18 protein-coding genes are annotated in these 26,129 nt (G+C 72.4%); 1 reads left to right on the top strand and 17 read right to left on the bottom strand.

Features of this window, described 5'->3' with window-relative positions; genetic code table 11:
• The 7 genes from GQS09_RS30995 to GQS09_RS15785 all read right to left on the bottom strand — a co-directional run.
• On the bottom strand, positions 1 to 136 hold a 136-nt coding region (locus GQS09_RS30995; protein ID WP_207957702.1), incomplete at its 3' end, for a transposase.
• A 168-nt stretch (positions 137 to 304) separates the two neighbouring features.
• Positions 305 to 1,525, bottom strand: coding sequence for an ABC transporter permease (locus GQS09_RS15810; protein ID WP_165986720.1), 1,221 nt, complete (start codon positions 1,523 to 1,525; stop codon positions 305 to 307).
• Entirely contained in the window at positions 1,522 to 2,256 is a 735-nt protein-coding gene (locus tag GQS09_RS15805; protein ID WP_165986719.1) for an ABC transporter ATP-binding protein, read from the bottom strand. Before GQS09_RS15805 ends, GQS09_RS15810 begins: the two co-directional genes overlap by 4 nt.
• Positions 2,253 to 3,467 (bottom strand): peptidoglycan-binding protein, encoded by a 1,215-nt coding sequence (locus tag GQS09_RS15800; protein ID WP_313896156.1) that lies wholly within the window; start codon positions 3,465 to 3,467, stop codon positions 2,253 to 2,255. Before GQS09_RS15800 ends, GQS09_RS15805 begins: the two co-directional genes overlap by 4 nt.
• A 103-nt stretch (positions 3,468 to 3,570) precedes the next feature.
• Positions 3,571 to 7,602 carry an SGNH/GDSL hydrolase family protein gene (locus GQS09_RS15795; protein WP_165986718.1) on the bottom strand — a complete coding sequence of 1,344 codons (4,032 nt, stop codon included), beginning with the start codon at positions 7,600 to 7,602 and terminating at the stop codon, positions 3,571 to 3,573.
• Complete coding sequence (locus tag GQS09_RS15790) at positions 7,590 to 8,141, bottom strand: hypothetical protein (RefSeq protein WP_165986717.1); 552 nt, start codon at positions 8,139 to 8,141, stop codon at positions 7,590 to 7,592. Before GQS09_RS15790 ends, GQS09_RS15795 begins: the two co-directional genes overlap by 13 nt.
• 35 nt (positions 8,142 to 8,176) lie before the next feature.
• On the bottom strand, positions 8,177 to 9,025 hold the full coding sequence (locus tag GQS09_RS15785) for a hypothetical protein (protein WP_165986716.1): 849 nt from the start codon (positions 9,023 to 9,025) through the stop codon (positions 8,177 to 8,179).
• Between the two features lie 313 nt (positions 9,026 to 9,338).
• Here GQS09_RS15785 and GQS09_RS15780 point away from each other — a divergent pair, with 313 nt between their 5' ends.
• Positions 9,339 to 12,305: a BTAD domain-containing putative transcriptional regulator gene (locus GQS09_RS15780; RefSeq protein ID WP_165986715.1), complete on the top strand. Its 2,967-nt coding sequence runs from the start codon at positions 9,339 to 9,341 to the stop codon at positions 12,303 to 12,305.
• Positions 12,306 to 12,599: 294 nt separating this feature from the next.
• Here GQS09_RS15780 and GQS09_RS15775 read toward each other — a convergent pair whose 3' ends face one another.
• The 10 genes from GQS09_RS15775 to GQS09_RS15730 all read right to left on the bottom strand — a co-directional run bounded on the left by GQS09_RS15775 (position 12,600) and on the right by GQS09_RS15730 (position 25,927).
• On the bottom strand, positions 12,600 to 13,103 hold the full coding sequence (locus GQS09_RS15775) for a hypothetical protein (protein ID WP_165986714.1): 504 nt from the start codon (positions 13,101 to 13,103) through the stop codon (positions 12,600 to 12,602).
• Between the two features lie 21 nt (positions 13,104 to 13,124).
• Positions 13,125 to 14,075 (bottom strand): hypothetical protein, encoded by a 951-nt coding sequence (locus GQS09_RS15770; RefSeq protein ID WP_165986713.1) that lies wholly within the window; start codon positions 14,073 to 14,075, stop codon positions 13,125 to 13,127.
• A 727-nt stretch (positions 14,076 to 14,802) separates the two neighbouring features.
• Positions 14,803 to 16,713 (bottom strand): PQQ-binding-like beta-propeller repeat protein, encoded by a 1,911-nt coding sequence (locus GQS09_RS15765; protein ID WP_165986712.1) that lies wholly within the window; start codon positions 16,711 to 16,713, stop codon positions 14,803 to 14,805.
• Positions 16,686 to 17,447, bottom strand: a complete 762-nt coding sequence (locus GQS09_RS15760; protein WP_165986711.1) for a hypothetical protein — start codon at positions 17,445 to 17,447, stop codon at positions 16,686 to 16,688. The genes GQS09_RS15765 and GQS09_RS15760 overlap by 28 nt, the downstream gene beginning before the upstream one ends.
• A gap of 652 nt (positions 17,448 to 18,099) precedes the next feature.
• Positions 18,100 to 18,630, bottom strand: a complete 531-nt coding sequence (locus GQS09_RS15755; protein WP_165986710.1) for a peptidoglycan-binding protein — start codon at positions 18,628 to 18,630, stop codon at positions 18,100 to 18,102.
• Positions 18,631 to 18,773: 143 nt separating this feature from the next.
• Positions 18,774 to 19,961, bottom strand: a complete 1,188-nt coding sequence (locus GQS09_RS15750; RefSeq protein WP_165986709.1) for a helix-turn-helix domain-containing protein — start codon at positions 19,959 to 19,961, stop codon at positions 18,774 to 18,776.
• Between the two features lie 882 nt (positions 19,962 to 20,843).
• Entirely contained in the window at positions 20,844 to 21,212 is a 369-nt protein-coding gene (locus GQS09_RS15745) for a hypothetical protein (RefSeq protein WP_243761455.1), read from the bottom strand.
• Positions 21,213 to 22,521: 1,309 nt separating this feature from the next.
• A complete protein-coding gene (locus GQS09_RS15740) occupies positions 22,522 to 22,728 on the bottom strand; it encodes a hypothetical protein (protein WP_165986707.1) in 207 nt (68 codons plus the stop codon).
• A gap of 8 nt (positions 22,729 to 22,736) precedes the next feature.
• Positions 22,737 to 25,493: an HAD-IC family P-type ATPase gene (locus tag GQS09_RS15735; RefSeq protein ID WP_165986706.1), complete on the bottom strand. Its 2,757-nt coding sequence runs from the start codon at positions 25,491 to 25,493 to the stop codon at positions 22,737 to 22,739.
• The gene (locus GQS09_RS15730) at positions 25,490 to 25,927 is read right to left on the bottom strand and encodes a universal stress protein (RefSeq protein WP_399552524.1); all 438 of its coding nucleotides are present in this window, start codon (positions 25,925 to 25,927) and stop codon (positions 25,490 to 25,492) included. The genes GQS09_RS15735 and GQS09_RS15730 overlap by 4 nt, the downstream gene beginning before the upstream one ends.
• Between the last annotated feature and the right edge of the window lie 202 nt (positions 25,928 to 26,129).

Genomic DNA, 26,129 nt, shown 5'->3' with positions numbered 1-26,129 from the left:
TGTCGAGTTCCCTGGCGACGTGCGCGATCGGCCGGCTCGACTTGAGAGCCAGATGGACTGCTTCTTCTCGGAACTCCGGTGAATATCTACTGGGTGGTGCCACGTGCTTACTTTCTCGTCGTGCTCGGGGGGACATCCTATTGGGTCCCTGTCCGGAGACTTCGAGGCACCTCAAGCGTGTGGTTCTGGGGGTGCCGAAGAGTCTTGATGCGCTGCAGGTTGCGCCGCACCCGGTGCTGCCGCTTGTCCGGCAGCGCGGCACCGGCACCTCCACCTGCCGGTTCACAGCCCCGGGCAACATGCTTCAGCGGCGGAGGGCCTCGGCCGGCTGGATGCGGCTGGCCCGCCAGGCCGGGTAGAGGCCGGCGATCAGGCCGGCGGCCAGACCTGCCAGGGGCGCGGTGGCCACCGTGACGGGATGGACCACGGGGGTCCAGTCCCGGGCCGCCGAGACCGCCACGACGCCGATGGTGCCGAGGCTGGTGCCCACCAGTCCGCCCAGCGCTCCCAGGGCACCTGACTCGGCGAGGAACTGCAGCGTGACGTGTCGGCCGCGGGCGCCGAGCGCGCGGCGCAGACCGATCTCCGCAGTGCGTTCCAGCACGGCGACCAGCGTGGTGTTGGCGATCCCGACCGTGCCGATCACCAGGCAGACGCCGGCCAGCAGCAGGAAGAGCTGTTCCAGGTCGGAGCCGACGGAGGAGCGCAGCGTGCGCGGGTCCGGTGGCGGCACGGCCTCGAAGCGGTCCGGGTGCGCGGCGTCCAGGGCGAGCGGGAGCAGCTCGGCGACCTGGCGGGCGGCACCGAGTTCGGTGGCCACCAGCATCTCCGCGCCGTCGCCGCTCTGCGGGCCGCCCCAGTGCTGTCGGGCGGCCGAGCGGGGTATGACGACCGAGAGCAGCAGGTCCGCCTTGCGGTCCACCTCGCCGGCGATGCCGATGACGGTGAACGGCCGGCCGTCCAGGAAGACCGTCGGCCGGGTCTCCAGGGTGGTGATTCCCAGCCGCGCCGCCAGCCCGGAACCGAGCACCGCCACGGCCTGCCCGGTCTCCTCGTGGAAGGAGTCGTAGAGGCGGCCCTCGGTCAGCCGGACTCCGGCGGCGTGCAGCACCCCGGGGGTGGCGGCCACCACCTCGGCCCGTTCACCGTCGACGCCGGGCAGCGGCGCGCCGGTCACGCCCGCTTCCGGACCCATCCGGACCTGCCAGTACACCCCGGCGTGGCGGACGCCGCCCAGGGCCGCGGCCCGGGCGTCGGCATCCTCCGGGAAGGCGGAGGCGAGGCCGTCGTCCGGTCCGCCGCCGGTGTCCTTGACGATCACCTCGGTCGCGGTCAGGGCATTGAAGCGGGCATCGATCTGCGAGGACGCGGTACTGGTCAGCCCGAGGACGGCGACGAACGCGCCGACGCCCAGCACCGTCCCCAGGGAGGTGAGCGCGGAGCGTGCCGGGCGCTGGAGGAGTCCTGCCAGGGCCTCGGTGAGGAGGTCGCGCGGGCTCATCCGGGACGGGCGGGGCGCGGTCATCCGGTTGCCCCCGTCCCGCCCGCCGACGCCGTTTGCGGATGCGGGGCCGTCAGGGTTCCGTCGAGCAGGGTCACGGTCCGCTGTCCGCGCCGGGCCACACCGGGGTCATGGGTGATCACCACGACGGTCTGGCCGTCACCGTGCAGATCGTCCAGCAGGTCCAGTACCGAGGCGGCGGTGGCGCTGTCCAGGTTCCCGGTGGGCTCGTCGCAGAGCAGCAACGACGGCCGCACCGCGAGGGCGCGGGCGATTGCCGCCCGCTGCCGTTCGCCGCCGGAGAGCCGGGTGGGCAGGGAGTCGACGCGGTGGCCGAGACCGACCCGCTCCAGGGCCCGGCGGGCGGCCGGGGTGCGCTCGCGTCGGGGGACGCCGGCGTGCAGCAGGGCCAGGGCGACGTTCTCCAGGGCGCTGCGGTGCGGCAGCAGATGGAATGCCTGGAAGACGAAGCCGATGCGTCCGGCGCGCAGCGCGGTGCGGTCGGCGTCCCGTAGCGGCCGGGTGTCGATGCCGTCGAGAAGGTACCGGCCGGCGGTAGGGGCGTCCAGCAGGCCGGCCACGTTGAGGAAGGTGGACTTGCCGGACCCGGAAGGGCCGGTGACGGTGACGTATTCGCCCGCGCGGATGGTGAGATCCGCGGGGCGCAGCGCGGTCACCGGGGGTGGTCCGGGATAGGTGAGGGCGACGCCCCGGAAGTCGATCACTGGCGGGGCGGGCTCGGTGCGCCGGTTCACCGGTCGGGCTCCCCGCTGCCGGTCCCGTCCTGCCGGGCGCCGACGATGACCCGGTCGCCGGGCTCCAGCCGCTCCTGGCCCACCGGGGTGACCTCCAGATGTCCGTCGCCGGAGATGCCGGTGCGCACCTCGATCCGCTGCCGGCTCCCGTCTTCGCGGAGCACGGTGACGGCGGTGGTGGCGTCCGGTCCGGCGGAGACCGCGGTGACCGGTACCACCAGCACCTCGCCGGCGGAGGAGGCCGCCTCGATGGTCACGCGGACATTCCGCCCGGCCAGGGCGGCGGGCAGGGGGTCGTCGGGGTGGACCCGGAACCAGTGGCCGGACGCGTCGGGGGCCGCCGTGGCCGGACCGGTGCCGGGAGGCGGCGGCTCCTCCCCCGGGCGCGGCGCCGGGCCCGGGGCCGGCCCGTGGCCGGCGAGGTGGGTGACGGTGGCGGTGGCGGTCTCGCCGGTGGTCTCGGAATGGATCTCGACCTGCTGTCCGGTCCGGACCAGCCCGTACTCGTGCGGGGCGAGGGTGCCCTCCACCGCGAGGTCGCCCGCCGAGAGGGTGAGCGCGCCTTCGCCGGGCGCCGCGCCGACGCGCGCGGTCATCGCCTCCACGCGGGCCGGGAAACCGGCCAGGAACACCAGTTCGGCGGCGGGCATCAGGGCCTGGCCGTTCTCGTCGGGCACCGGTGCGTAGCCGAGGTCCCGGTAGAAGCCGGCCACGGCGCGTGCGGTGCCGGGGCCGTAGGTGCCCTCCGCGTCCTCGCCGGTGGGGAAACCGGCTTGCGCGAGGGCGTGTTGCAGCTGGGCCACGTCCTCTCCACTGGTGCCGGGCCGCAGGTCGCGGTAGACGGGTATGTCGCCGGGCAACGCGAAGAACGGGCGGCCGGAGATCTCCACCAGCACCTGCCCGGCCTCGACGCCGTCGCCCGGCCGGACGAATGTGCGGGTGACGACCGGCCCCATGGCGCCGTCCGCCGCCGCGGGGGCGGGGCTGACGTCCACGGTCTGCGCCGCCGCGACCCGGCCCCGGGTCACCACGGTGTCGGTCAGCACCCGGTGTTCCACCGCTGCGGTCAGGACGTCACGCGGTGGCGGCCCGGCGTCGGCGACCGCCTGCTGCGGCGACTTCACCACCGTGGCGGCGGCCACTCCGGCCCCGGTCAGCAGGACGGAACCCAGCACAACGGCCGGCACGATCCGCCGGCGCTTGTCCAGCACAACGGTGTCCTCTCTCGCATGGACTCTTCGTGACACGTGGGGCCGCCGGGGTCCGGTCCGGGCCGGACCGGACCCCGGCGGCGGGCAGGGAGGGGCAGCGCGGTCAGGGGCCGTAGCCGACGTCGTACAGACGGGTCCGCATCAGCGCCGCGTAGGCGGTGTTGCCGAGCCGGTTGGGGTGGAAGGCCTCACGGCTGAGGCACCCCTGTTCGGGCAGCAGGGCCCAATCGGCGAAACAGGGCTCGGCGGCGGCCGGGTCCCCCCGGTGGAAGTCGCCGTCCCCCCTCGGGCCGATGGCCACGCCATGGATCCATGGTTCGGGCGCGCAGTCCTCGTGGAGATGGAAATGGCTGATCGCCGGCACGAACGCCACCCGCACGGGGGCGGCCGGATCACCGCTCAGCTCGTCGACGAGTTGCTGCTGCGACTCCTGCACGCTCTGTGCCAGGTTGCCGATCGCGGCCGCCTCGTAGGTGGTGAAGAGCACTGAGCAGGTCGCCGGCACGTTCCGGATCAACGAGAGCGGGGTGGGGTAACCCATCAGCATGATCTGCGCGTTCGGCGCCTTTCTGGCGATTTCCTTGAGAGTGATGCGCAGATCGGGGATCATCTCCTCGATATTGGCCTCGTATTTCTCGTAGAACTCGTCTGTCGCGCAGTTCGCCTGCTGCCCGCATTCGCTGAGCGCCGAGGCGAACGAGCTGTTGTCGTTGCCGCCGGCCGTGAGCATCACCAGGGTGGTGTTCTCGCTGAGCACTCCGGATTCGGTCTGCGGAATCTCGCCGAACTGGCCCTCGCCGTACGGCTGCCCGCCGTTGCGGACGATATCCCGGTTCTGCGCGCCGGAACACGCGACGAAACCCAGCTCGGCCTGGCCGCTCCAGCTGTCGACGAGGTCGCCGAGCGCGGCGTCGGTGCCCGGCAGCTGAACCTGCCGTCCCCACGCGTGCTCACTGCGGCGGCAGGCGTTCCACCACTTCTCGTGTCCGTGGTCGGTGTCGGTCTCCCGGTAGTAGTCGCCCGCTCCTTCCCCGGACGCATAGGAGTCGCCGAGCACAGCCACGATGTGCTCCGGTTTGCCGGGAAGCGGCTGGAAGGCCACCGCGTCGAAGGCGACGTTCTCGGTGCCGTTCCCGTCCTGAGTGGTGGTGGAGAGCCGGACCCGGGGCACGCCGTCGATCCGGTAGACCCCGAGCGACACCCAGTTGTTGGCCTTGCGCTTCTGGTTGATGTAGCGGACTTCCGTGAAGGCGCCGCTGCCGGTGTCGATCTCGTACTTCGCCTGCTGGGTCCGCGCGCCCAGCTCGGGCAGATGGACGGCGATGCGCATCCACTGGTCCCGGGCGGAGTTCAGCGTCCAGGTGCCGGTGGCTTCGAGACGGTCGCTCCTGCGGCTGTGCCCGAAGTAGAAGTGGCCGCCGAAGCCGGCGCCGAGCTGGTGCATGCCCACCTTTGCCGGGGACTTCCCGTCCTGGTCGGTGGCGAATTCGAAGTCGAAAGTGCCGGAATTGGTCCAGGTGTTGGAGCATCCGGGCCGCGGTGGTGCGTAGCTCGCGGGCACGTTGTCCACGATCAGCGCACCGGGCGGCGCCGCGTTCCCGGTGTCCGATGCCGACCTGGTGCAGTGCGGGGGGTAGGAGGTCCCGTCCGGCTGCTCCGGGTAGGTGCTGTCGAAGCGCAGGACGGTGTAGCCGCACTCGCCGTACTGGCACTCCTTCCAGGAGACCGGCTGGTGCCACCAGCATTTGAAGTCGTCCCGGCGGCAGGTGCTGTTCTCACCCTCGCCGTCCCCGATCCGCGAGGCGTCGCACCAGTTGGCCGCGGTGCAGAACAGGTCCTCGGGCGGCTTCACCTGCTCCCGGTGCTCGACGGTGGTCCACCAGGCCGCGCGGTAGCCGGGTCCGGACTCGTTCGGGGCGGTGAACGCCTCGATGGGCCAGGCCGCCCAGCCGAGCACCTTCTCGGGGTACGGCCAGAACTGCGGCTGGGCGGCATCGGAGTACTTCGGGTTTCCGCGACCGCCGTCCAGGAAGGGGTTGCGGTTCGCCCGGTACAGGGGACTGGCCGGGTTGTTGGTCCACCCGACACCCCAGGCGCCGTCGTGGTCTCCGGCCTCGGACTCGGGATGGAAGCCCGAATTGTACGCCCACAGCGCGAAGAACCAGTTCTCCGGCCACCGGGAATCGCCGTTGTTGATGGTCAGCCCCGCGGCGCGGGTCTGGTTCCACTTCTCTTCCAGGATGCGCACCCCGGCCGCGATGTTCGCGGCGTAGTCCAGCGCCACCGCCTCCTGCTGCAGGGGGGTGAGTGTCGGCTGGCCGTGGCCGGGCAGCCGCATGCCGTCGGTGACCTGGGTGATGCCGTAGCCGCAGTCGGCCGCGGCCCAGTCGATATCCCAGTCGTTCTGCTCCTCTCCGTCGTAGTAGTCGATGCCGTAGAAGTTCCCGATCAGCGGGTTGGCGGTGACGCCCGGCAGGGCGAAGCGGGCGGCCTGCCAGAGGTTGGACTCCTGTGCCGCCACGCCGAGCATCACCTGCGAGGGGATGTCACCGCCGCCGTCCAGCCCGTGCCGGGGGAACAGGGTCTGCGGCGCGTAGCTGCCCATGCCCAGGTTCTTCCAGCCGGCATGCCGGAAGGCGTGCCGGTTGAGCGTCCCGGAGACGGCCTGGTTGACCGCCCATTCCACCTGGCGCGGGGTGGGCTGCATGGCCTGCTTGCCCGGGTGGTTGCGCGGTACCGAGCAGGTGCGCTCGTCCTCGCCCTCCAGCCAGTCCGGGGCGGACGCCCGGGTGACACCGAGCTGGGTGCTGTGCCCGCTGCGCCGCTCGGACCGCTCAGGGGCCTCAGGGGCCGGGCCGGGCAGTGCCGGGGAGCGCTCCCGCCCCCCGGCCGGGGAACCGACCGGACGGGCCAGCGGGTCGACCGTGAAGTCGGTGGTCTTCCCGGTGGCGAGTACCCGCATCTCGATGCGCGCGTCCCGGGCCTGCCCCGGCACGGCGGTACGGGTGTCCTTGCCGTCCGCCCAGACGGTCCGGGTGAGCACCGCCTCGCCGTGGGTGGTGACCCGCGCCTCCCTGTCCGCCTCGGGCAGGTGGCGTACCGCGTCCGGCAGCCCCGCCGCTGTCCGCTCGCTCTCACCGGTGACGAAGACCTCGCCGGCCGCGGTGCGGGTGACGCCCATCGCGGTCCAGGGGCCGCGGGCCAGCTCGGCGGCGGTCTGCGGGGCGCCGTCGCCGCGCAGCTGCCGGGCGTTCAGGTGGTGGGCGACCGCGCGCTTGTCGCCGTCGTCCGCGGCGGTGACCGTGCCGTCCTTCGCCGTGGGGTGGCCCGGACGGGTGCTGCGGTCCAGGAAGACCAGGCCGCCGTCGCGTTCGGCGGTCAGCTCGAAGGGGACGCCGTGGGTGCGGGCCAGCGGGGTCAGCCCGCCGTCCCCGGACACCCGCACCACCTCGGCTCCGGCCGCCCCGACGAGGCCGCCGTCGGCCAGCGGCACGGCGGAGGTGACCTGCACCGCGGTCTCGACCGGGTCGGCCAGCCGTCCGCTGCCGGTGTCCAGCCGGAACAGCCGGGACCCGGCCAGGTCGTCCCCGCCGTCCTGGGTCAGCACCGCGGCGTCGTCCACCCCGCAGCCGGGGTTGAAGTAGGCGAGGGTGGTCTGCACATCGAGCTTGGTCACGTCGCCGGTGCCGAGCTCCACCACGGCGGCGAAGGCGCCCCGGGCGAACAGGTCCGGTCTGTTGGTGAAGGTCCGGGGCGCGTACACCACGACGGCCCGTTCCCCGGAGCCGGTGACACACGCGTTGCCGATCCAGCTGTCGGCCTCGAAGCCCGGCTCGGACAGGGACGCGGCGGTCCGCCACGTGTAGCCGTCCCGCTGGTCGGCCACCAGCAGGTGGAATCCCTGGGCGTCACCGGTGGTCGTCCAGGCCCGGTCGGTGGAGGACCGCCAGTCCGCGCCCAGCACCTGGTCCCTGCGGTCTCCGCCGATGGTGGCGGGGCCGGATGCGGGCCCGGCTTCCGCCACGTGCGCGGCCGGGGCGGTGGCCGGTGCCCGGGAGGTCTCCTCGGCACCGGCCGCCGGAGCCGGCTGTACCAGGGTCCCCAGCAGGGCCGCCGCGGCCGTCAGCCGGAGCACGGGTACGCCCTGCTGGAGGCGTTGTCGTTGCGGAGGCTGCCCAGCAGACCCGCGGAGTTGGGCGGATAGACGATGTACGCGCCGTCATAGTCCTCGTGGTAGAAAACGGCGTGGCACCAGGTGTCCTTGTTGTATCCGAAGGCCGCGTTGTTGCGAATGCTCTGCCCGGAACCGTCCGTTCTTCCTGAGCCGTAGGAGGCACACTCGCGCCATTCACCGGTCCTGAAGATGTAGAAGTACTGGGTGCTGCTGATCTTGTCGTAGTGGCCGGTGTGGCTCCGCAGGTTGCGGTCGCTGGTGAAGCACACGCCCGTCCCCCATCCGCTGGCGTCGACGGTGTACTCCAGGATGAAGCAGCGATGGTCCGGGCTGTAGCATCGGTCCGATGTGTAGATGATCGCCCCGGCAGAGACCGCGGTCTCTTCGGAGGACGATTCCGCGGCCCCGCCGGAGGCGGCTGCCGGGGCCATTCCGACGCCCGCGAACAGCAGCGCTGCTGCGGCGATGAGAGCGATTCTTGTTCCGTTCAGCCATGCCACGGGGGGATATCCCTTTCTTTTGCCGTTGGCTGTCCTCACCGGGAACCGGCCTCGGCGATGAGGGCGATGTTCCGGTCTCTGGTTTCCTCCAGCGCGGTGAAGTTCTCCTCGATGTAGGTGTTCTGCAGTTCCACCTCCACGCGGAACCAGCGCTGCACGAGGTTGGTGGACTCCTTGCAGCCGATGTCCGCCAGCGCCAGGGTGATTTCCTCCTCGGTGGGCCGGTCCGTCAGCCGGGGAAGAAGTCCCGAGGCTTCGTGGGGGTGCGCGACCGCATAGCCTTTCTCCGCCATGCAGGCGGACCATTCGCCCTGCGCCTTGCGCACTCCGGGGTCGGCGTCCGATTCGGCCATCGACCGCATGGAGAGCTGACTGGCCAGAAAGTCGTCCACCCGTCCCACACGGCGTTCGGCCTCCCCGGCGCAGCCGCCCTCGGGGATGCGCACGCCGTCGTGCTCGGCGCTGTCGCCGTCCGGGGCGCCGTCGAGGACCAGCGCGGCTGCCTCACCGCCGGGCAGGCCGTCCGACGGCGGCCTCTCCGCCTGCGCCGAGGGCTGCCGGTAGCCGTGGCGGGCCGCCGCCTCCGGGTCGGAGATTCCGTAGCGGCGCTCCATGTTGGCGGCGTTCACGGAGGGCGGGGCGGAGCCCCTCTGCACGGCCGGCATGCGGAAACCGAACCCGGCCATGCAGTCCTCCACCGCGTTCCGGTAAACGGTCTCGGTGGCCACCCGGTCCGGATGCGCAACCATGTAGTACTCCAGCGGCAGCACCAGCCCCTTCACCAGCCCGGTGCGCTCGCCGGAGGGCCACGCCGCCACCTCCGGGGCGCCGGCGGCGTCGGAGCCCGGCGCCGCCGTGCACCCCGCCATCAGCAGGGAGGCCATCGCCGCGCCCGCCCTGGCCCACACTCCGTCGCAAGAGTGTGTCCGCGCCCCGTGTCGCGCCATCATGGCCGCCGCTCCTTTCGTGGCCCGCCTGCCGAGGGGACCGCGCCCCACCCGGAACAGCCTGGTCTGCGGCCGTGGAAGTCCCGCCACACCCCGGTGGAAGTCCGGTGGAAGCGATCACGGATGGCATGAAGCCGCACCGAAGCCGGAAAGAAGTCGCGCCGCGGGCGGCGGAGACCGCCGTTGAGTGCCTCGCACATGCATGCGATGATCAGCCCGCCCAGCCCTCACGCGTGCAGGAGGGATGCCCATGGACATCCGCCTACTCGGAACCCTCGAAGTCGACACCGACGACGGCACTCCCGCACTGGTCCCGGGGCCGAAGCTGCGCGCCGCGCTGGCGGTGCTCGCCCTCAGGCCGGGGGCCATGGTGACGGCCCGCGACCTGTGCGACCGGCTCTGGGGGCAAGAGCCCCCCGCCAGCGCCCGGGCCACGCTGCGCAGCCACATCATGCGGCTGCGCAAGGTGCTCCCGCCGGACCGCATCCGCACCACGCCGGGCGGCTATGTGCTCCACGCCGACGCGGCCGAGACCGATGTCGGGCGCTTCCGCTCCGCGCTGGGCCGGGCCCGCACCCTGCGCGAGGACGGTCCCGGGGAGGCGGTGGCGGAACTCGACGCCGCCCTCGCCCTGTGGCGTGGCACTCCCCTGTCCGACACCGGGGACTGCCCGCTGCGCAGCGCCGAGCAGCCCCGGCTGGAAGACCTGCGGCTGTCGGCCCTGGAGAGCCGCTTCCACGCGCTGCTGTCCCTCGGCCGCCACCAGGAGATCCTCGACGAGCTGGCCGCCGAGGCCCGCGCGCACCACACCCGGGAGCGCCTCACCGAGCAGCTGATGCTCGCCCTGTACCGCTCCGGGCGGCCTGCCGAGGCCCTCGCCGCCTACCGCGCCGCGCGGCAGCGGCTCGTCGAGGAACTGGGCATCGAGCCGGGGCAGACGCTGCGGGAGCTGGAGCGGCGCATTCTGTGCGAGGACCCCGCACTGCTGCGCGAGGTCTCCGCGACACCGCCCCGGGCCGGGGACGAGCCGCCCGCCCGGCCGCCGGCCGAACCCGCGGCCCGGAGCCGGGCGGCGACCCCGGTCTTCCCCGCCGCGCCGAGCACCTTCGTGGCCCGCACCGGGGAACTGGGCCGGCTGCGCGCCTGGCTGAGCGGCGGCGTCGGCACGTCCACCACCGTGCTGATCGACGGCCCCGGCGGCGTCGGCAAGTCCGCGCTCGCCGTGAAGGCCGCCTGGGAGGCCGCCGCACACCACCCGGACGGCCTCCTCTACGCCGATCTGCGCGGCTCCGATCCGCACAATCCTCCGCTGGAGACCGGCGAAGCGCTGCGGCTGCTGCTCGCCGAACTCGGCGTCACCGCCAAGGACGTGCCCGCAGACCCGGCGTCGGCCGGGGCCCTGTACCGGGAACGGCTGCGGGGCCGCCGGGTGCTGCTGCTCCTGGACAACGCGGTGGACTCCGCGCAAGTGGCGCCCCTGCTGCCGGCCGGGCCCGGCACCGCGGCGTTCATCACCAGCCGCACCGCGCTCACCGGCCTGGGGGACTGCCACCACCTCCACCTCCGGCCCCTGGACCGGCCCTCCGCCCTCGCGCTGCTGCACCGCGTCGCGGGCCGCGCGGCGCCGGACGACCGGGACGAGGAGGCCCCGGCGTGCGCGGAACTCGTCGAGCTGTGCGGGCGGCTGCCGCTCGCCCTGCGCATCCTCGCGACCCGGATGGCGGCCCGTCCGCACTGGCGGATGGCCGACTGGGTGACACTCCTGCGCGACGAGCACCGCCGGCTGGACGAGTTCCGGCTCAGCGACACCGACCTGTGGGCGGTCCTGGCCGTCAGCATCGACCAGCTCGCCGGGGAACCGGACGGCGGCCGGGACGCGGCGCAGATGTTCCCCCTGCTGGGGGTGGCGGCCGTCCGGCGGTACACGGCCGATTCGGCCTCGGCGCTCACCGGCCGCACGCCGGACGAGGCGGCGAAAGCGCTGGAACGGCTGACCGACGCACAGGTTCTCACCAGTCCCCGCCCGGGCAGCTACCTGCTGCACGATCTGGTGCGCACCGTCGCGGTACGCAGGGCCGCAACGGCCGTCCCGCCGGGGGAGGCGCGTGCCCGTCTGCGCGAACTGGCCGGGTACTACCTCGACTCGCTGCACCGGCTGGAGGAATCGCTGGCGGAGAGCAGCCCGTTCCGCTTCCGGCCCGCCTCGTTCGCCCCGGCCCCTCCCTCCGGCCCGGAGCCCGGGCCATCGGGCGGCCACGGCCGGGGGCGCGCGCCCGGCAGCGCGCAGGAGGCCCTCAGCTGGGCGGATGAGGCGCTGGAAGACGTACTACTGCTGGCGGCCCAGCTCGGCGACCCCGCCTACGACGACGGACCCGCCCCGGCCGGCGGCCCGCCGACGGGACACGTGCCGCAGGACTTCGCGCTGTCGGACTTCGCGCGGTACGCGACGCAGGCGCTGGAAAGCTACTTCCTGCTGCGGCTGCGCTGGCGAGAGCAGCAGCAGCTGTGCCGTCATGCGCTGGCGGTGGGGCAGCGGCGCGGGGATGTCTTCGCGCAGGCGGTCGCGCTCGCCCAGCTCGGCAAAGTCGCCGGGCAGAGCGGGGAGCCGGAGCAGGGGGTCGAGCTGCTGGAGCGCAGCGTCGCGCTGTTCAGGTCCCGGGGATGGACCTGCGAGGCCGTGATGGCGATGGCCAATCTGGTGCCGTGCCTGGCCATGACCGGTCGGCTCGCCGATGCCGTCCGCACCGCCGAACACGCGCTGTCCTGGACGGAGGGCCGGCCGGGCTGGGAGCCCGGGGCCTGCCTGATCCGCAACAATCTGGGGCGCTGCCATCTGCTGCTGGGCGACCGGGCCGAGGCGCTCCGGCAGCTCTCCATCAGCTACGCGCAGGCCGGACGCACCCCCAGCCGGGCGCTGACGGCCGGGGTCCTGGCGGAGTTCCATCTGTCCGCCGGAGCGTACGCGCAGGCCCGCACCTGGGCCGAGCGGGCGCTGCGGTACGCGGAGGAGCACTCCTTCGCACCCTTCACCATGGCCGAGTACCGCGGTTCCCAGGCGGCGGCCCTGCGCGGTCTGGGCCTGGAGCGCGAGGCGTCGGAGGCGGAGGCCGCCGGCCGGGCGGCCATCGCGGCTCACAGCAGCCGCGTGGACCTGCACCTGCGCATCGAGCCGGCCGTGCCGGACCGTGGCGCGGCGGCGTCCCCGGCCGCCACCTGACCGGCCGCCGCACGCCTGCCGACCGGGGCGGTGGCTCTTTTCCCTCGGAAGACGGATGCGGTGCGGGCGGCGGCCACCGGCCCCGGGGCGGCTGCGTTTCGCCACCCGGGCGGTGTCAGGGGGCGGCTGCGGCGGGACGCCGACCGCTCAGCCGCAGCCGGCTGCCGCGCTGCAGGAGGTCGGGGGTGGTCACCGGGTGCACCACCCGACCGGTGTCGCCGGGAGTCTGTCACCGCCGGGCACCTGTCAGCAGCAGCGCCGCGTCCGTTCGGCCGTCCCGCGCGGTCCGGACGGTCACCCCCGCTTGCTGGAGGCGTTGTCGTTGCGCAGATCGCCGAGGAGTTTGCTGGCGCCCGGTGCATAGCGCACGGAATTCCCCATGTAGCCCGGGCTGTAGAACACGGTGTGCGCCGCGCTGTCCCGGTTGATGGCGCCCGCGGCGTTGTTGCGGATGGACTGGCTGTACCCGTCGCCCGGGCCGAACGCGGAGCACGCACTCTGCAGCCCGAAGATGTAGTAGTAGCGCGCCGTCGTGTTGTACGGCGGGTCACCATACGAACGGATCTCGGAGGTGTGATTGCTGATGCTCGTCCTGGTGCTGAAACAGGCGCCGACCGGACTGCTGCCACCTGAGGTGTAGTAGAGCGAGAAACAGGTCCAGGAGGTGGTCGTGCTGCACAGATTGGACGTGTAGACGGTGTTCTCAGCCTGCGCCGTGGGGGCGGTCGCGGCAAGGATGCCGGTGGCCATCAAGAGCGATCCGAACGATCCGACGACCTTTTTCTTCATGTTCCGCATGGGAGGTCTCTTCCTTGTCTCTCAGTCCTGGGATGCGGCATTCGCCGCATCCCGCATGACGCGCGCATTGTTCTCGCGCGCTTCTTCCAGGGCCAGATGGTGTTCGGCGATGTCCGCTTCCTGCAGACCGGCCTCGACGTCGAACCAGGTCTGCACCAGTCCGGTGGACTCCTTGCAGCCCACATCGGCCACCGCCAGAGTGATCTCCGCCTCGCTGAGCCGGCCGTCGATCCACGGAATTTCGTCGAACACATCATCGACCCGGTCGACCTGATAGCCGTGTTCCGCCATGCACCGCGACCACTCCCCCAGAGCGGCCTGGACACGGGAATCCTCCAGGGAGCGGGAGAAGGACTCCATGCTCAGCCGACTGGCCAGGTCATCGTCCAGCGCGCCGGTCAGCCGATCCGCTTCACCGAGGCACCCGCCTTCCGGCAGGGGCAGGCCGTCATGGGAGAGATCGGAGGGCGACTTGTCATCCGGACGCCCCAATCCCCCGAAAAGGACCAGGGCCTCTTCCTCACTGATGTCCTCGGGAGCCGGCTCCGGCCGGTCGTAGTCCCTCGTCTGGTAGCCCCGAGAGGCCGCCACGTCGGCGTCGGCGAGTCCGTAACGCCGCTCCATATTGGCGACGTTGATGCTGAGCGGCGGCAGACTGCCAGGCGGATACAGTTCGAAGTCGAATCCGAACTCCGCCATGCAGTCGCGGATCACGGGCCAACGAGCACGGTCCACCGCGACCTCGTCCGGATACGCCACCAGGTAGTACTCCAGGGGCAGCACCATCCCCCGCACCAGCCCGGTGCGCTCTGCGCTGGGCCAGGCCGTCTCGTCCGGCGGCACGGCATCTGCGTCCGCTCCCCCGGTGGCCTGGTCCGTGACCGGCGCCGAGCACCCTGCCATCAGCACCGCCCCGGCCAGGGCGGTCACCCACGGTCCCGCGTTGACGCGCGTCTTCCGTCGCCCGGTCATGAATGCCGCTCCCTCCCTGGTGGCCCGCTGCGGGGGCGGGAGCTCGGGCATCCCGCCGGAGCAAGTCTGGACGGGGCAGGTGGAAGTGGCGCCGCAGGCCCATGGAGCCCGCGCCGCAGACGCGTGGAAGCGCATGACCGACCTGCACCGGGCCTGACATGTCCGGTCCCGGAGGCCATGGTCGGCGGAGGTGACGGCGATACCGCCCTTGGTGCGCTTCTCCGCCGGCCGCCCGGCGAGGTCGCGGTCCGCCGTCGCACCGTCCCGCTCCGGACGGCGGTGCCGATATCGCTACGCGCTCACCGGAGACCTCACCGGGCCGGGCGGCGGTGGGGGGACGAGGACCACCACCTCCCCCCACTGCGGCAGGGGACGCGAGAGCTGGCCTCGCGCTTTCATGAGTCGGTGCGCGCGAGAGCGCCTCCACGCGGCGGTCCCGGAGCCTGGCGGCGACCTTGGCGGAGGCGATGTCCGCGGCCTCGGTGACCGTGGGCTCTGCGTCCGTCTCCGCCTCGGCGGCCGGTTCGGCGGGCCTGGCCGCGNCCGCGGCCTCGGTGACCGTGGGCTCTGCGTCCGTCTCCGCCTCGGCGGCCGGTTCGGCGGGCCTGGCCGCGGCCACCGCCACCCCGCTGCTTCCGGCGAACAGCGCGGTCTCGACGGCCATCAGCATCGCGGCCGCCAGCGCAACGCGTACCGCGGTGCCCCGGCGCTTGCAGAACGCAGAGGCCTAGCCTTCCCACTCCGGGCGGTGCGGCTCGGGTGTCCGGCCCTTTTCAGGGCCGGGATGACTGGTCGTCATCACTCTCCCGACTCCGTGGTGGGTACCGGAGCCGGGCCGGTGATGGCTCACCTGAACGGCGTCCGCGATGGGGGGCAGGATACCGGCTGTCTCCACCACAAGGTCCGGATCGCGTCCGGAGACGACGATGACATGGCGGCCCCTGGTCACGATCACCGAGGTGACGATCGTCTCGGGTTCTCCCTCCAGCGGCCGGATCAGATAGGTGCCGGGGCCGAGTACGCGCATCTCCACCGACGGACTGTTCCAGGGCAGGTCGCCGGCGGCGATGTGCCGCGCGGCATCCGGATGTTCGGCCACCCATTGCACCCTGATCTCGAAAAACGTGCTCTCCTCCCCCGATTCTGTGGCGAAGCGGCAGTGCGTCTCGTGGGGGAGGGTGACTCCGAAGACTTCCCTGCTGCCTCGTACCGGCAGCGGAAGATGGCCGCCTCCGAGGCTCTCCAGCCGATCGCCGGGCAGCAGTGCGCAGGCGTCGGGCCATTTCGAGCGGGGAATACCCCGCAGGGCGGCCGGGCCCGAGTACGTGTGGTTTCTCAGCCGCAGAGCACTGATGCGTGTGCTGCCCGGTTCCTCCGTGACGGTGATCAGGATGTCGCCGCTGACGCCGACCGGCGAGCCGCGGACCGGCAGCGGCAGGGTCTGCTGCCGGCCCGTGAGGTCGGTGACGGTGCTCTCCGTCGGGCGGCCCAGCTCCCCTACGTTGCGGATATTGGGTGTTCCGGAGACGGAGATGATCGCCCTGTCGTCGAGCATCCAGGGACCCGGGCCACCCGCGACGGGGACCGATCCCTGCCATGAAGGTGCGTCACGACCGGTGTTGAACGCGTACAGGGTCCACCCGTAGGAAAAGTAGACATCCTCCCCGGAATGCCCGACGACATCCATGCCGGTGTCCAGGGAAAATTCCGGGTCAATGATCGTGGCGTCGGCCAGCCGCTCGCCCGAGTCATCGAAGACGGTGACCGTCGGCGCGCCTTGATCGGCGTGGCTGAAGGCAATGAGGTCAGCCGTGGCTCGAATTCTCACCTCCCTCAGCTGCCCCAGATTGTGCCACCAGGCAGTCCGACCCGTCTCCGGGTCGAGAGCCTCCACGACGGCGTCCCCCTCCGGGCAGGCCTGCATTATCACCGCGTGACTCCGGGTGGCCGCCGTATACGTATGAATGTCCTCGTGGCAGTCCGGCCGGCGGTTCTCGCGTGTCCATGTGAACCGCCCGGTGCGCCAGTCCATTCCGTAGGACGTGTACGTGGTGAGCCATACGGGTCCCCGCGTGGTCATGGCGACGGCGGATTCGTGGATGTGGTGCGCCGTTTCCCCCGGCTGCATGATGGCGTCGGTGACGCCTCGCTGTTGCCACAGCAGCCCGCCGGAATACGCGTCGTATGCGGTAAGGACGCGGGAGGAATACCGTGGCAAGGAGCTCGGAGAGTCACCCGACTGGACCATGACCACAGCTCCCGCCTGGCCCATGTCGAGGAGTTCCGCCGGCGGATGCACTCTTCGGCGGATCTGGCCGGTGGCGGTGTTGTACACGTCGAGGACGCCCGAGTGGGCCACGAGCAGCGCGCCGTCGAAGCCGAGCAGCGCGCCTGCGCCGTTGATGGCGTTGAAGTCGAGTCCGGCTTCGGGAGTGGAGGAGGCCGCCCACAGGACCTCCCAGCCGGGCGCACGGATTCCGGGAACCGACGTGCGGGCACTGCTGCCTCCGTCGATCTCCTCTCCCCCGTTCTCGGCGAGCGGATTCCCCGCTGTACAGGTGAGGGCAAGAACAGCAAACACCATCAGGCAGGAGAACACGTGGCGTCGTGTCAGCAGTTCTCGTGTGCGCCGGTCCACTGGCAGATCTCCTGGGAATCCATCTGTCGGGTACCGGTCACGGTGCTGAGATAGGCGGCCTCGTAGGTGTCCGCGGGGGCGGTCACCGCGTATTCCTGGCCGTCGGGAGGCGGCACCGGCAGGGAGCCGCGCTCCCCGTCGAGAACGTAGCGGATGATGAGCTCGAACTCCCGGTGGCCCTCTTCCGCCCGGAACGACACCGCGAGACTGACCTGTTCATGCGGCGCCAGGGTGATGACGCTGTCGCGGAAGTGCGGGAGGGTGGGGGACTCCTCGTCGTGGAGATACGGCTCCGGAAGATCCATGTCCGCCGCAAGCTGGACTCTGGGCTCGTCGCCCTGGCCGGCCCAGCAGAGAAGTGCTCCGTCGTGGGGCGGAGACGCACGGCCGGCACGGGGCTCGATGTCGATCGAGTCGATCGTCAGGGCCCGGTCACCGCCCTGGAGGGTGATCCCGACGTGCAGTTGTCCGAGTGCGGCACCACTGTGCCGTGAGATCAGCCCGGACCAGTCGCCGCCGGCGGCCAGTTCGGCCCGGTCCTCCAGGGCGGTCGGTGCCGTGGCGAGTGCCGTGCAGCTTGTGATTCCGAGCAGCGATGCCGACGCATGGAGGTCGGGCCGGCTGGGCGAGGGCGCCGACGACTGCGCTCCGGAAGGCTCCGTCGCGGTGTTCCCGTCATCCGATAAGTGCCCCGACACGAAGGTCACCAGCAGCGGTGCCCCTACGAGTGCCATGACGCTCAGTCCGGCCCGCTTGAGAAGCCGCAGACGTGCTTCACGAGGCCCGACCGGAGGATGCCGCCGAGAACGTGGATCCGCGCTTCCCCGTCGAACGGATGGTCCCATACATGCCTCCTCCGCGTCATGCCCACCGTGGTCAGTCTGCTCCTCGCTACTCGTGAGTCCAGAGGCGGCGCCCCCTGATGACGCGTGCGGCATGGCTGCCCGGCCAGGGACCGCTCCTGGCCCCGTGCCCGGCGATCCCCGCATCAACTCCGCTTGCCACGTCCGCACCGAGCACCGCCTCCCCTGCAGCTGCTGCGTCGCTTGCGATGGCTGCTACTGCCAACGGAGGCAGACCCCCGCTACGGCCCCCGGGGGGCTGGCGGCCCGTCCGGCCGGGCGGGCGGGCCTGTCGGTATGCCGGTTCGGCGAACAGGACAGCGGTTGGTGTTGCCAGGACAGCCGTTGGTGTTGCCAGGACAGACGCTGACGCTTCGCTTCCCGGGTAGACCGGGTGTGCGCATCGAGCGGGTACGCCTGGCCACCACCGACACCATGACTCCCCGACGCGTACCGGGTTCTGCGGGTACGAGGGAACGTTTGCCCGGCCCGGGGCCCCGGCCCCGGCGTCCGGAGGACGGGCACCGCGCGTCGGCGTGGGCGTTCAGGCGCAGGTGCGGTAGTTGTAGCCGGCCAGGCGGCGGTTGCCGTCGCCGTCGTAGAAGCCGTGCCGGCCCGAGGCATCCCGCGTGATCGTGATGTTGCGCACCAGGCCGACATAGGTCAGCTTCAGGGTCGAGCCGCTGGTCGTGCTGCCGGACTCGTAGACCAGCCATCGGTCGGCCCAGCCGAAGGTCTCCTTGCCGACGACACCGTCGTCGCCCAGGCCGAAGTCACGCTGCAGCGCCACGGTCGCGTTCCGGGTCTTGGCGCCGAAGATGCCGTCGATGTCCGCGGTCGAGTTGAGGTACCCGTCGGCCCACAGGATCTTCTGCCACAGACAGGTGGCGTTGGAGTAGGTGTGCGAGCTGGTGGAGAGCAGGCCCTCGTCGCCCCAGTCATCGGTGAAGGAGCCGGCGCCGAAGACATAGGCGCGCCCGCTGTAGTCGCCGCTCGCGGCGGCCGGAGAGGTACTCAGGGCCAAGGTGGCGACGGTCAGGGCTCCGACCGCGCACGCTGCCAGTTTCCGCTTCATCTGCGGTGTCCTTCCTCTGTGGAGGGCCGGCCCGGCATCGCGGGGCCGGGGCGGGAGGCGGTCGACGCATCTGCCCGCCGGCGTCGGTGGCGAGCCGGTTCCGTGTGTGTCCCGTGTTCCGTGACGGCACCGGCTCGGCGCCGTCAGCCGCCATCCTGCTCGTGTGCAGGGCACGGCGCCTTGCCGCCGAATGCCGTGCCTTTGTCAGCGCGTGCCATCCCCTTCCCCGCCAGGGCGGCGTAGTCGCGAGGCGGCAGGCCGTAGGCGGCGCGGAACGCCCTGGTGAAGGCGGCGTGCTGGGCGAAACCCCAACGGGCCGCGATGGAATGCACGGGCCGGTCCGCCAGAACCGGGTCGGCCAGGTCGCGGCGCGCGTGCTCCAGCCGCTGGTGACGGATGTACGCGGCCACGGTCTGACCCTGTGCTGCGAAGACGCGATGCAGCTGGCGCAACGAGATGTGGTGGGCATCGGCGATGGCCTGGGGTGACAGTTCCGGGTCGGCCAGGTGCCGGTGGATGAACGCCCGCAGCCTCAGGAACAGAGCCCGCTGCCGGGGCTCGGGCGGCAGGGCGTCCTCCGCCTCCAGATGGTGCGCAACCATCGCGGTGATCAGGTCCAGCGCCGCCATCCCCAGCCGGGGCCCGTCCGCGGGACCGCACGGANGGATGAACGCCCGCAGCCTCAGGAACAGAGCCCGCTGCCGGGGCTCGGGCGGCAGGGCGTCCTCCGCCTCCAGATGGTGCGCAACCATCGCGGTGATCAGGTCCAGCGCCGCCATCCCCAGCCGGGGCCCGTCCGCGGGACCGCACGGACCGGCGTCTGTCGTCAGTCCGATGAGGAAGTGGGCCAGCAGCGCGCCCACCCCGGACCGCCCGGACAGCGGGACCCCCGCCAGCCGCTCAACTCGGTTGCCGGGCAGCGGCAGCATGCGTCGGGGCAGCTGCACCACCACCGACGCCGCGCTGCCCGTGCCCGGCACCCAGGAGTGGAAGGGCCGGAAGGTGGAGTACACCGTCAGCCCCCGCGGCCCCAGCACGGCCGCCCGGCCGGCCTGGGCGATGCACTGCCGTCCGTGCAGTCCGAGCCCCACCGAGTAGTGCTCGGGGTCGGACCGCCGGATCATCCTGGGAGTCCGCAGCGCCCGCAGCGACGAGTAGGTCATGGTCGTCACCTGCACCGCGCCCAGGTCCATGGCGTGCATCGACGCCCGGAAGCCGGCCGCGTCGACCTTTGTCACGACGGGGACCAGTGAACGCGACACCGCCTGGCACCAGGCGTCCACCCGCTCGCCCTGCGGCAGTTCCGTACTGTCGAACACCTTCTGCAACACCGGTCCGCCTCCCTCGCGGTCGGTCTCATCCCTCCCGGCAGCCTCCCCGCGCCGGTTCCGGACCGACAATCGACGCCACACCTCTGTCCGGAAACCTGCCAACCACGGCCAGAACCGGAGGAGCCCCTGGACTTGTCGTTCGGGCATGCGCCGGGGGCGGCCCGGGGGAAACCAGCCGAGGTACGACCGGCCGTCCCGCAACGGGATGTGGACATCCCCACGGTCATCCACCACGAAGGCGAAGACCTCGTCGGTGAACCGGTCCAGGACGCCTGGGCCCGGGGGTGAAGCGGTCAGTGCGGCCAAGCCCGGTGGCGCCGGGGCACGGCCAGACGACTGCTTTTCATCCGGTGTGAGCTGAACCGAGTTTTGTGGAGTCCGCGATCGTGTGAGCAAGCGGTTTGGAGGGATTCTTCCTGGCTTCGCCGGTACGCCTGTTCATATGCGTCGGGTGGGACGTGAGCGAGGGCGGAGTGGAGACGCTCGCTGTTGTACCAAGCCAGCCAGGCGAAGGCGGCCCGCTCGACCTGTGAGGAGTCCGGGTGCCCGCTGGGCGGCTTCCTCCCACGCCGCGCGTACTGCTCCGAGGACGAGCTCCAGGCAGGTGAGGTCCCGCGCGGCGGCCAGGATCCTGATGGAGTCGGTGCGCTGCTTCCCACGCGCGGCGACCATGCCGGCATCGCGCATCCGCCCAGCGACAGGGACAGCAGCTGGTGCGCGCGGTCGTCCTCGCACAGGCGCTCACGGAAGTCGGTCAGCACACTGGGGTGGAATCCCGGGCCGTCCAGCTCCAGGGCCAGGGCGCAGGCGAAGTCGAAGAGCCGCCCTGCTGCTGCGGTCTTGTCTGCGGCGGCGCGGGGTGGGCGGCCCTGCCGGGAACCCTCACCAGCCTGGCCACGGCTCGTGCAGACGTCGCCGCCACCAGTGCGCTGCCTGCCATTCGTTATCCCGCGGGGCGTCGGGATCGGGGAGACTGCGCCGCCTGAGATCGGCATCGAGTCGGCTGACGAGCTCCTGCAAGGCTGCCCTGCTCAGCGGCGGCAACTGGTCAAGCGCGAGCTGCAAAGTGTCGCGAGCGTCGACGACATCGCAGCATGGGCAGTCCGGCCACGGCAGATACAGCGGCCTTCCCGGCTGGCGCAGGAAGCCCTCGTATCGTGCGATCGCACTCAGCACGGAGGGCGGCCACAACTGGCGGGATTCGAGCCGAGCGGTAGGGTCAACGGCACCGCCGAACTTCGAGACGCGCATCCTGCTCGCACGACGATCGGCGCGCACGGCGCCGGGCGGCCTACGCGGCATCGCCCTTTCCGGTCAACATCACGACCGCATCTTCCCACAGCTCTGGAGCCGAAATCGGGTCGGCATCCCGGTGGACGAGTTCCACCGTGCGAAGGACGCCGGCGTGCGCTGCATGCGCAGCCGCCCCCGCTGAGCGACCTGGCTGGTCAAGGCGGGACTGCCTGCGCCACCTCACCGGCCGCGGCCTGGCCGGCACCCCCGGGAGCGCCTGCCTGGGGTGTCCCGTCCACGGCAACGCCCAGTGGCGGGCCATCCGCGGCACCTCCCCCGAGGAACGGCACGAGCCGACGCCGCCTTGGGGATCTCGTTCGCCCGCTTCAGGTCGGCGTTCTCCTTGCGCAGCCGCTTCACCACCCGCGGCTACGTCGCCGTGTGCGAAGAGTGACGTGATCAACCCCTACCGGGTGCCTCTGCAGAAGCGCCGAGCCGTCAGGGCGGAGGACGAGTACCGCCCGGCCATGTCCGGGGAACGGGCGGAGTTCGAGGAGCACTTCGACAAGCGCCGAACTCGGCCTGCGCACGCCCTTACGGCACACCTTGCCGGCACGAGCGCGCCTGCACCCGCTGTCCGATGCTGTGCATGAACCCCAAGATGCTGGCCGGACTCGAGGATACGGGGAATACCTCCAGGCACGGCGACTGCGCGCCAAGGCCGAAGGACGGACCGGCGAGGTCGAAGGTCCCGGCCTCACCGACCTTCCTCCAGGCCATGAAAGAAGAGACGAAAGGCTGGAGCCGCCGACCCGCCGTGGACCTCGGCTTTCCGAGACCGCGGGCCATCGCCACAAGCGACTCGCGGACGGGTCAGAAGTCCTGAGGGACTGGCCTGGTCCCAGTAGCGGAAGGCCTTGTCACCATTGATGCGAAGGAGAAACCCTGTGAGCGGCGCCCCGCCGTCAACCGGCACGAGAACGAGTCCTTGTCCGTAGATCGCTTCGTCGGCTTCGGCCGCAGCCTCTTCATCGCCGCTTCGCCAGGCGTCGCGGGAAGCCGCAGAGAGGCACGTGTCCACCCGTCCGGGCTGGACCTGCCCAGCCCGCGTCCTCGCTTCCCACCGACCGCCTCCGTGGGCCTCGGCGGGCGGCCGGCAGCCTCTCAGGCGCGCCAGGAGCATCCGCCGATCTCCGAAGAGCGGCCGGCGGCAGACCAAGGGAGTCGGGGCCTGACCTCGGTGAATGAGCGTTCCACCTGCTGGCCTGGCTTGGCAGGTGCCGTGACAGACGAGCAGAGCCCCCGGTAGACGGGTTCACGACCAGGCTCACCGTTCCCGGACCCGCCTGCCAGGAACCCGCCCGCTGCCGGTCCGTGGGGCAGCCGCACCAGCCGTACCGCCCGGGCGTCGCCGCTCTTCCAGCCGGCGCAGCCGGCTCCCGGGCAGCGAGATCAGTGCGGTCCCGGTGCCGGCCGGCAGCGCGCTGCGCACGATCGGGGCGGTGATCAGGGCGTCGAGCCGGTAGCCGTCCATGGCCGGGATCATTCTCCGGGCCGCGCCGCGGCGCGGCCGGTGCCGGACGGCAGCGGCTCCCGGTGGCCGCGCCGGGCCGTCAGGACGCGCCAGAGGTGTTCGGTCCACAGCACGGTGGAGGCGACGGCCAGGCACACCGCCCACTGCGCGGGGCCGAGCGAGACGGTGTCGAAGACCCCCTGCGCGAAGGGCGCCTGCACGACGAGCACCTGCAGCGCGAGCACGGCCGCCAGGCAGACCCACAGGAGGCGGTTGTGCAACTGGTGGCGGCCCAGGACCGGGCCGCTGCCGCTGCGCGCGTTCAGGGCGTTGAACAACTGGAAGAGCACGAACGTGGTGAAGGCCATGGTCGCGGCGGTCGCCGCGCCGGTGAGGCCGCGGGCCACGGCGAAGACGGCCACGGTGCCGGTGGCCATGATGGCGCCGGCCCGGGTGATGGTGGTCAGGCGGCGGGCGCTGAGGATGCGCTCGCCGGAGGGGCGGGGCGGGCGGCGCATGACGCCCTCGCGCGGCGGGTCGATGCCCAGGGCCATGGCGGGCGGCCCGTCCATGATGATGTTGACCCACAGCAACTGGATCGCGGTCATGGGAGCGGGCATCCCGGCCACCACGGTGGTGAGCAGGGTGAGGATCGCGCCGACGTTGGTGGACAACTGGAAGCGGACGAAGGTCGTGATGTTGTCGTAGATGGCGCGGCCTTCGCGGACCGCGCGGACGATGGTGGAGAAGTCGTCGTCGGTCAGCACCATGTCGGCGGCTTCCCTGGCGACATCGGTGCCGGTGATGCCCATGGCCACGCCGATGTGCGCGGCGCGCAGGGCGGCGGCGTCGTTGACCCCGTCACCGGTCATGGCGACGATGTGGCCGCGCCGGGCCAGGGCGCTGACGATGGTGACCTTGTGCTCGGGCGCGACCCGGGCGAAGACGCCGACGTCCTCGATCCGCGAGGCGAGTTCCTCGGCGCTCATCCGGCCCAGTTCGGTGCCGGTGACGACGTCGCCGGTGATGCCCAGTTCGCGGGCGATGGCGCGGGCGGTGTCGGCATGGTCCCCGGTGATCATCTTCACGGTGACGCCGGCCGCCTGGGCCAGGGCGACCGCATCGCGGGCCTGCGCGCGGGGCGGGTCGGCGATGCCGGCGATCGCCGTCAGGGTCAGTCCGCCCACCTCGCCCCCGCCGGGCCGGTCGGCGGTGGCCGTGGCGGCGCCCAGGACGCGCAGACCCTGACCGCCCAGCCGGGCCGCGGCGTCGGTGATCTCCCGGCGCCGCTCCCCGTCCAGGGGGGCCGGGCCGTCCGCGGTGAGCACCCGGGAGCAGCGTTGCAGCAGGACGTCGACGGCGCCCTTGACGTGGACCCGGTGTCCGCCCGCGGGCTCGGCATGCCAGGTGGCCATGTACTTGGCCGCCGGATCGAAGGGCACCTCGCCGGTGCGCGGGGTGCGGGCGCGCAGTTCCTCGGCGTCCAGGCCGGTCTTGGCGGCGAGCACCAGCAGGGCCGCCTCGGTGGGGTCTCCGATGACGCCGTCCTCGGTGAGACGGGCGTCGTTGCACAGCGCGAACGGCAGGACCGCCGCCCGCGGACCGGTGGCCGCCCCCGCCTCGCCGCCGGCGGGGCGCACGCTGCCGGCGGTGCCGTAGCCGTTGCCGGTCACCTCGTAGACCTGCCCGGCCGACCACAGGGCGCGCACCGTCATCTCGTTCAGGGTCAGGGTGCCGGTCTTGTCGCTGCACACCACGGTCGCGGAGCCGAGCGCCTCCACGGAGGCCAGACGCTTGACGATGGCGCCGCGACGGGCCATCCGGTGCACGCCCAGGGCCAGGGTGAGTGCGAGGACGGCGGGCAGCCCCTCGGGAATCGCGGCCACCGCCAGCGCCACCGCGCGCAGGCCCAGGTCGGCCAGATCCTCCCCGCGCAGCAGGGACACCAGCGCATAGGCGGTCACCGCGATGCCGCTGACCACGGCCAGGCGCCGGCCCAGGCTGTCCATCTGCACCTGCAGCGGACTGGGCGGCTCGCTCCCGGTGCGCAGCGCCTCGGCGATCCGTCCCACCTCGGTGCGCATACCGGTGGCCGTGACGACCATCTCGGCACGCCCGCGGGTCAGGGTGGTGTTCATCAACAGCATTCCGGTGCGCTCGGCGACCGGGACCGGCTCCTCGCCGCCGGCCCCGGCGGGCCGGGTGGTCTTGGGTACGGGCTGCGACTCGCCGGTCAGCGCCGCCTCGGCGGCCTCGACGGAGGCGGCGACCGTCAGGCGCCCGTCGGCCGGGACGCGGTCGCCCGCTTCGAGCAGCACCACGTCGCCGGGCACCAGGGTGCGGGCCGGGACCATCCGTACGCGGCCGTCGCGGCGCACCCGGGCGGTGGGCACCAGCATCTGCCGCAGCGCCTCCAGGCTGCGCTCGGCGCGGCGTTCCTGCAGGTGGCCGATGACGGCGTTGACCACGAGGACGATGGTGATGACGACGGCGTCCTTGATCTCGCCGACGATGCCGGCCACGACCGCGGCGGCGAGCAGAATGCCGATCAGCCAGCTTCGGAACTGGTCCAGCAGCCGCAGCCACTGCGGCCGGCCGGCGGGCTCGGCCAGTTCGTTGGCGCCCCAGGCGGCCGTCCGCTCCGCCACGGCCGCCCCGGACAGGCCGGCTTCCGGGTCCACGGCGAGCAGCCGGGCCACCTCGGCGGCGTCGCGCCGATGGGCGTCCGGAACGGGGTCCGCCGGTTCCTGGGCCACGGTGCCGGAGGGCTGATGCGCAGAGGTCATCGCCGGCCGCTCTTCACCCGCACCACCGCCGCCGGGGAGTGCCCATGGTGCAGCAGGTCCTGGCCGGCCGACCCCGGCAGCAGCCCGGTGACACCGCCCCGCCCGCGCGCACCGGCCACCGCGGACCGGGCCGAACGGCTCGCCCCGGTCAGCGCCGCCCGCGTCCCGCCGCGCACCACCCGGCGCTCCACGCCGGCCTGCGGGTACCGCTCCCGACGGCCGGCGAGCGCCTCCGGCAGCAGCCGTTCCGCCGCATCGGCGAGGGCTCCGGGCGGGTTCGCGTACGGCTCCGCCGGGTCCTGCGGAGGGGGCAGGGATGCGTTCCAGGCGGTCCAGGCGTGCAGGGCCACCAGTCCGGCGCCGCGCAGCGCCGCCTCGGCGAAGGCGGAGTCCGGCGCCGACGCGCCCGCCCCCGCCACCACAAGACGGCCCACTGCGCCTCCCTCGTCCGGGTCGCTGCTCCGCGCTTCCAGCCTCCCTGCCGCCACCCTCCACCGCGAGGGGACGAACGGCCACCGGCGCTGGGCCAACCGGACCGCTGCCGTGCCGCCCGGACCGGGGACCATGCCCGGCCGTCCGCCTCCGCCGGGGGCGGTCCGCACAGCGGGCGGGCGGCCGGGCGGGCGGCCGGGCGGG

It is taken from the genome of Streptomyces sp. YIM 98790 (genome assembly GCF_011421595.1).
GTDB lineage: Bacteria > Actinomycetota > Actinomycetes > Streptomycetales > Streptomycetaceae > Streptomyces.
This window is presented reverse-complemented; position numbering and strand designations above follow the sequence as displayed.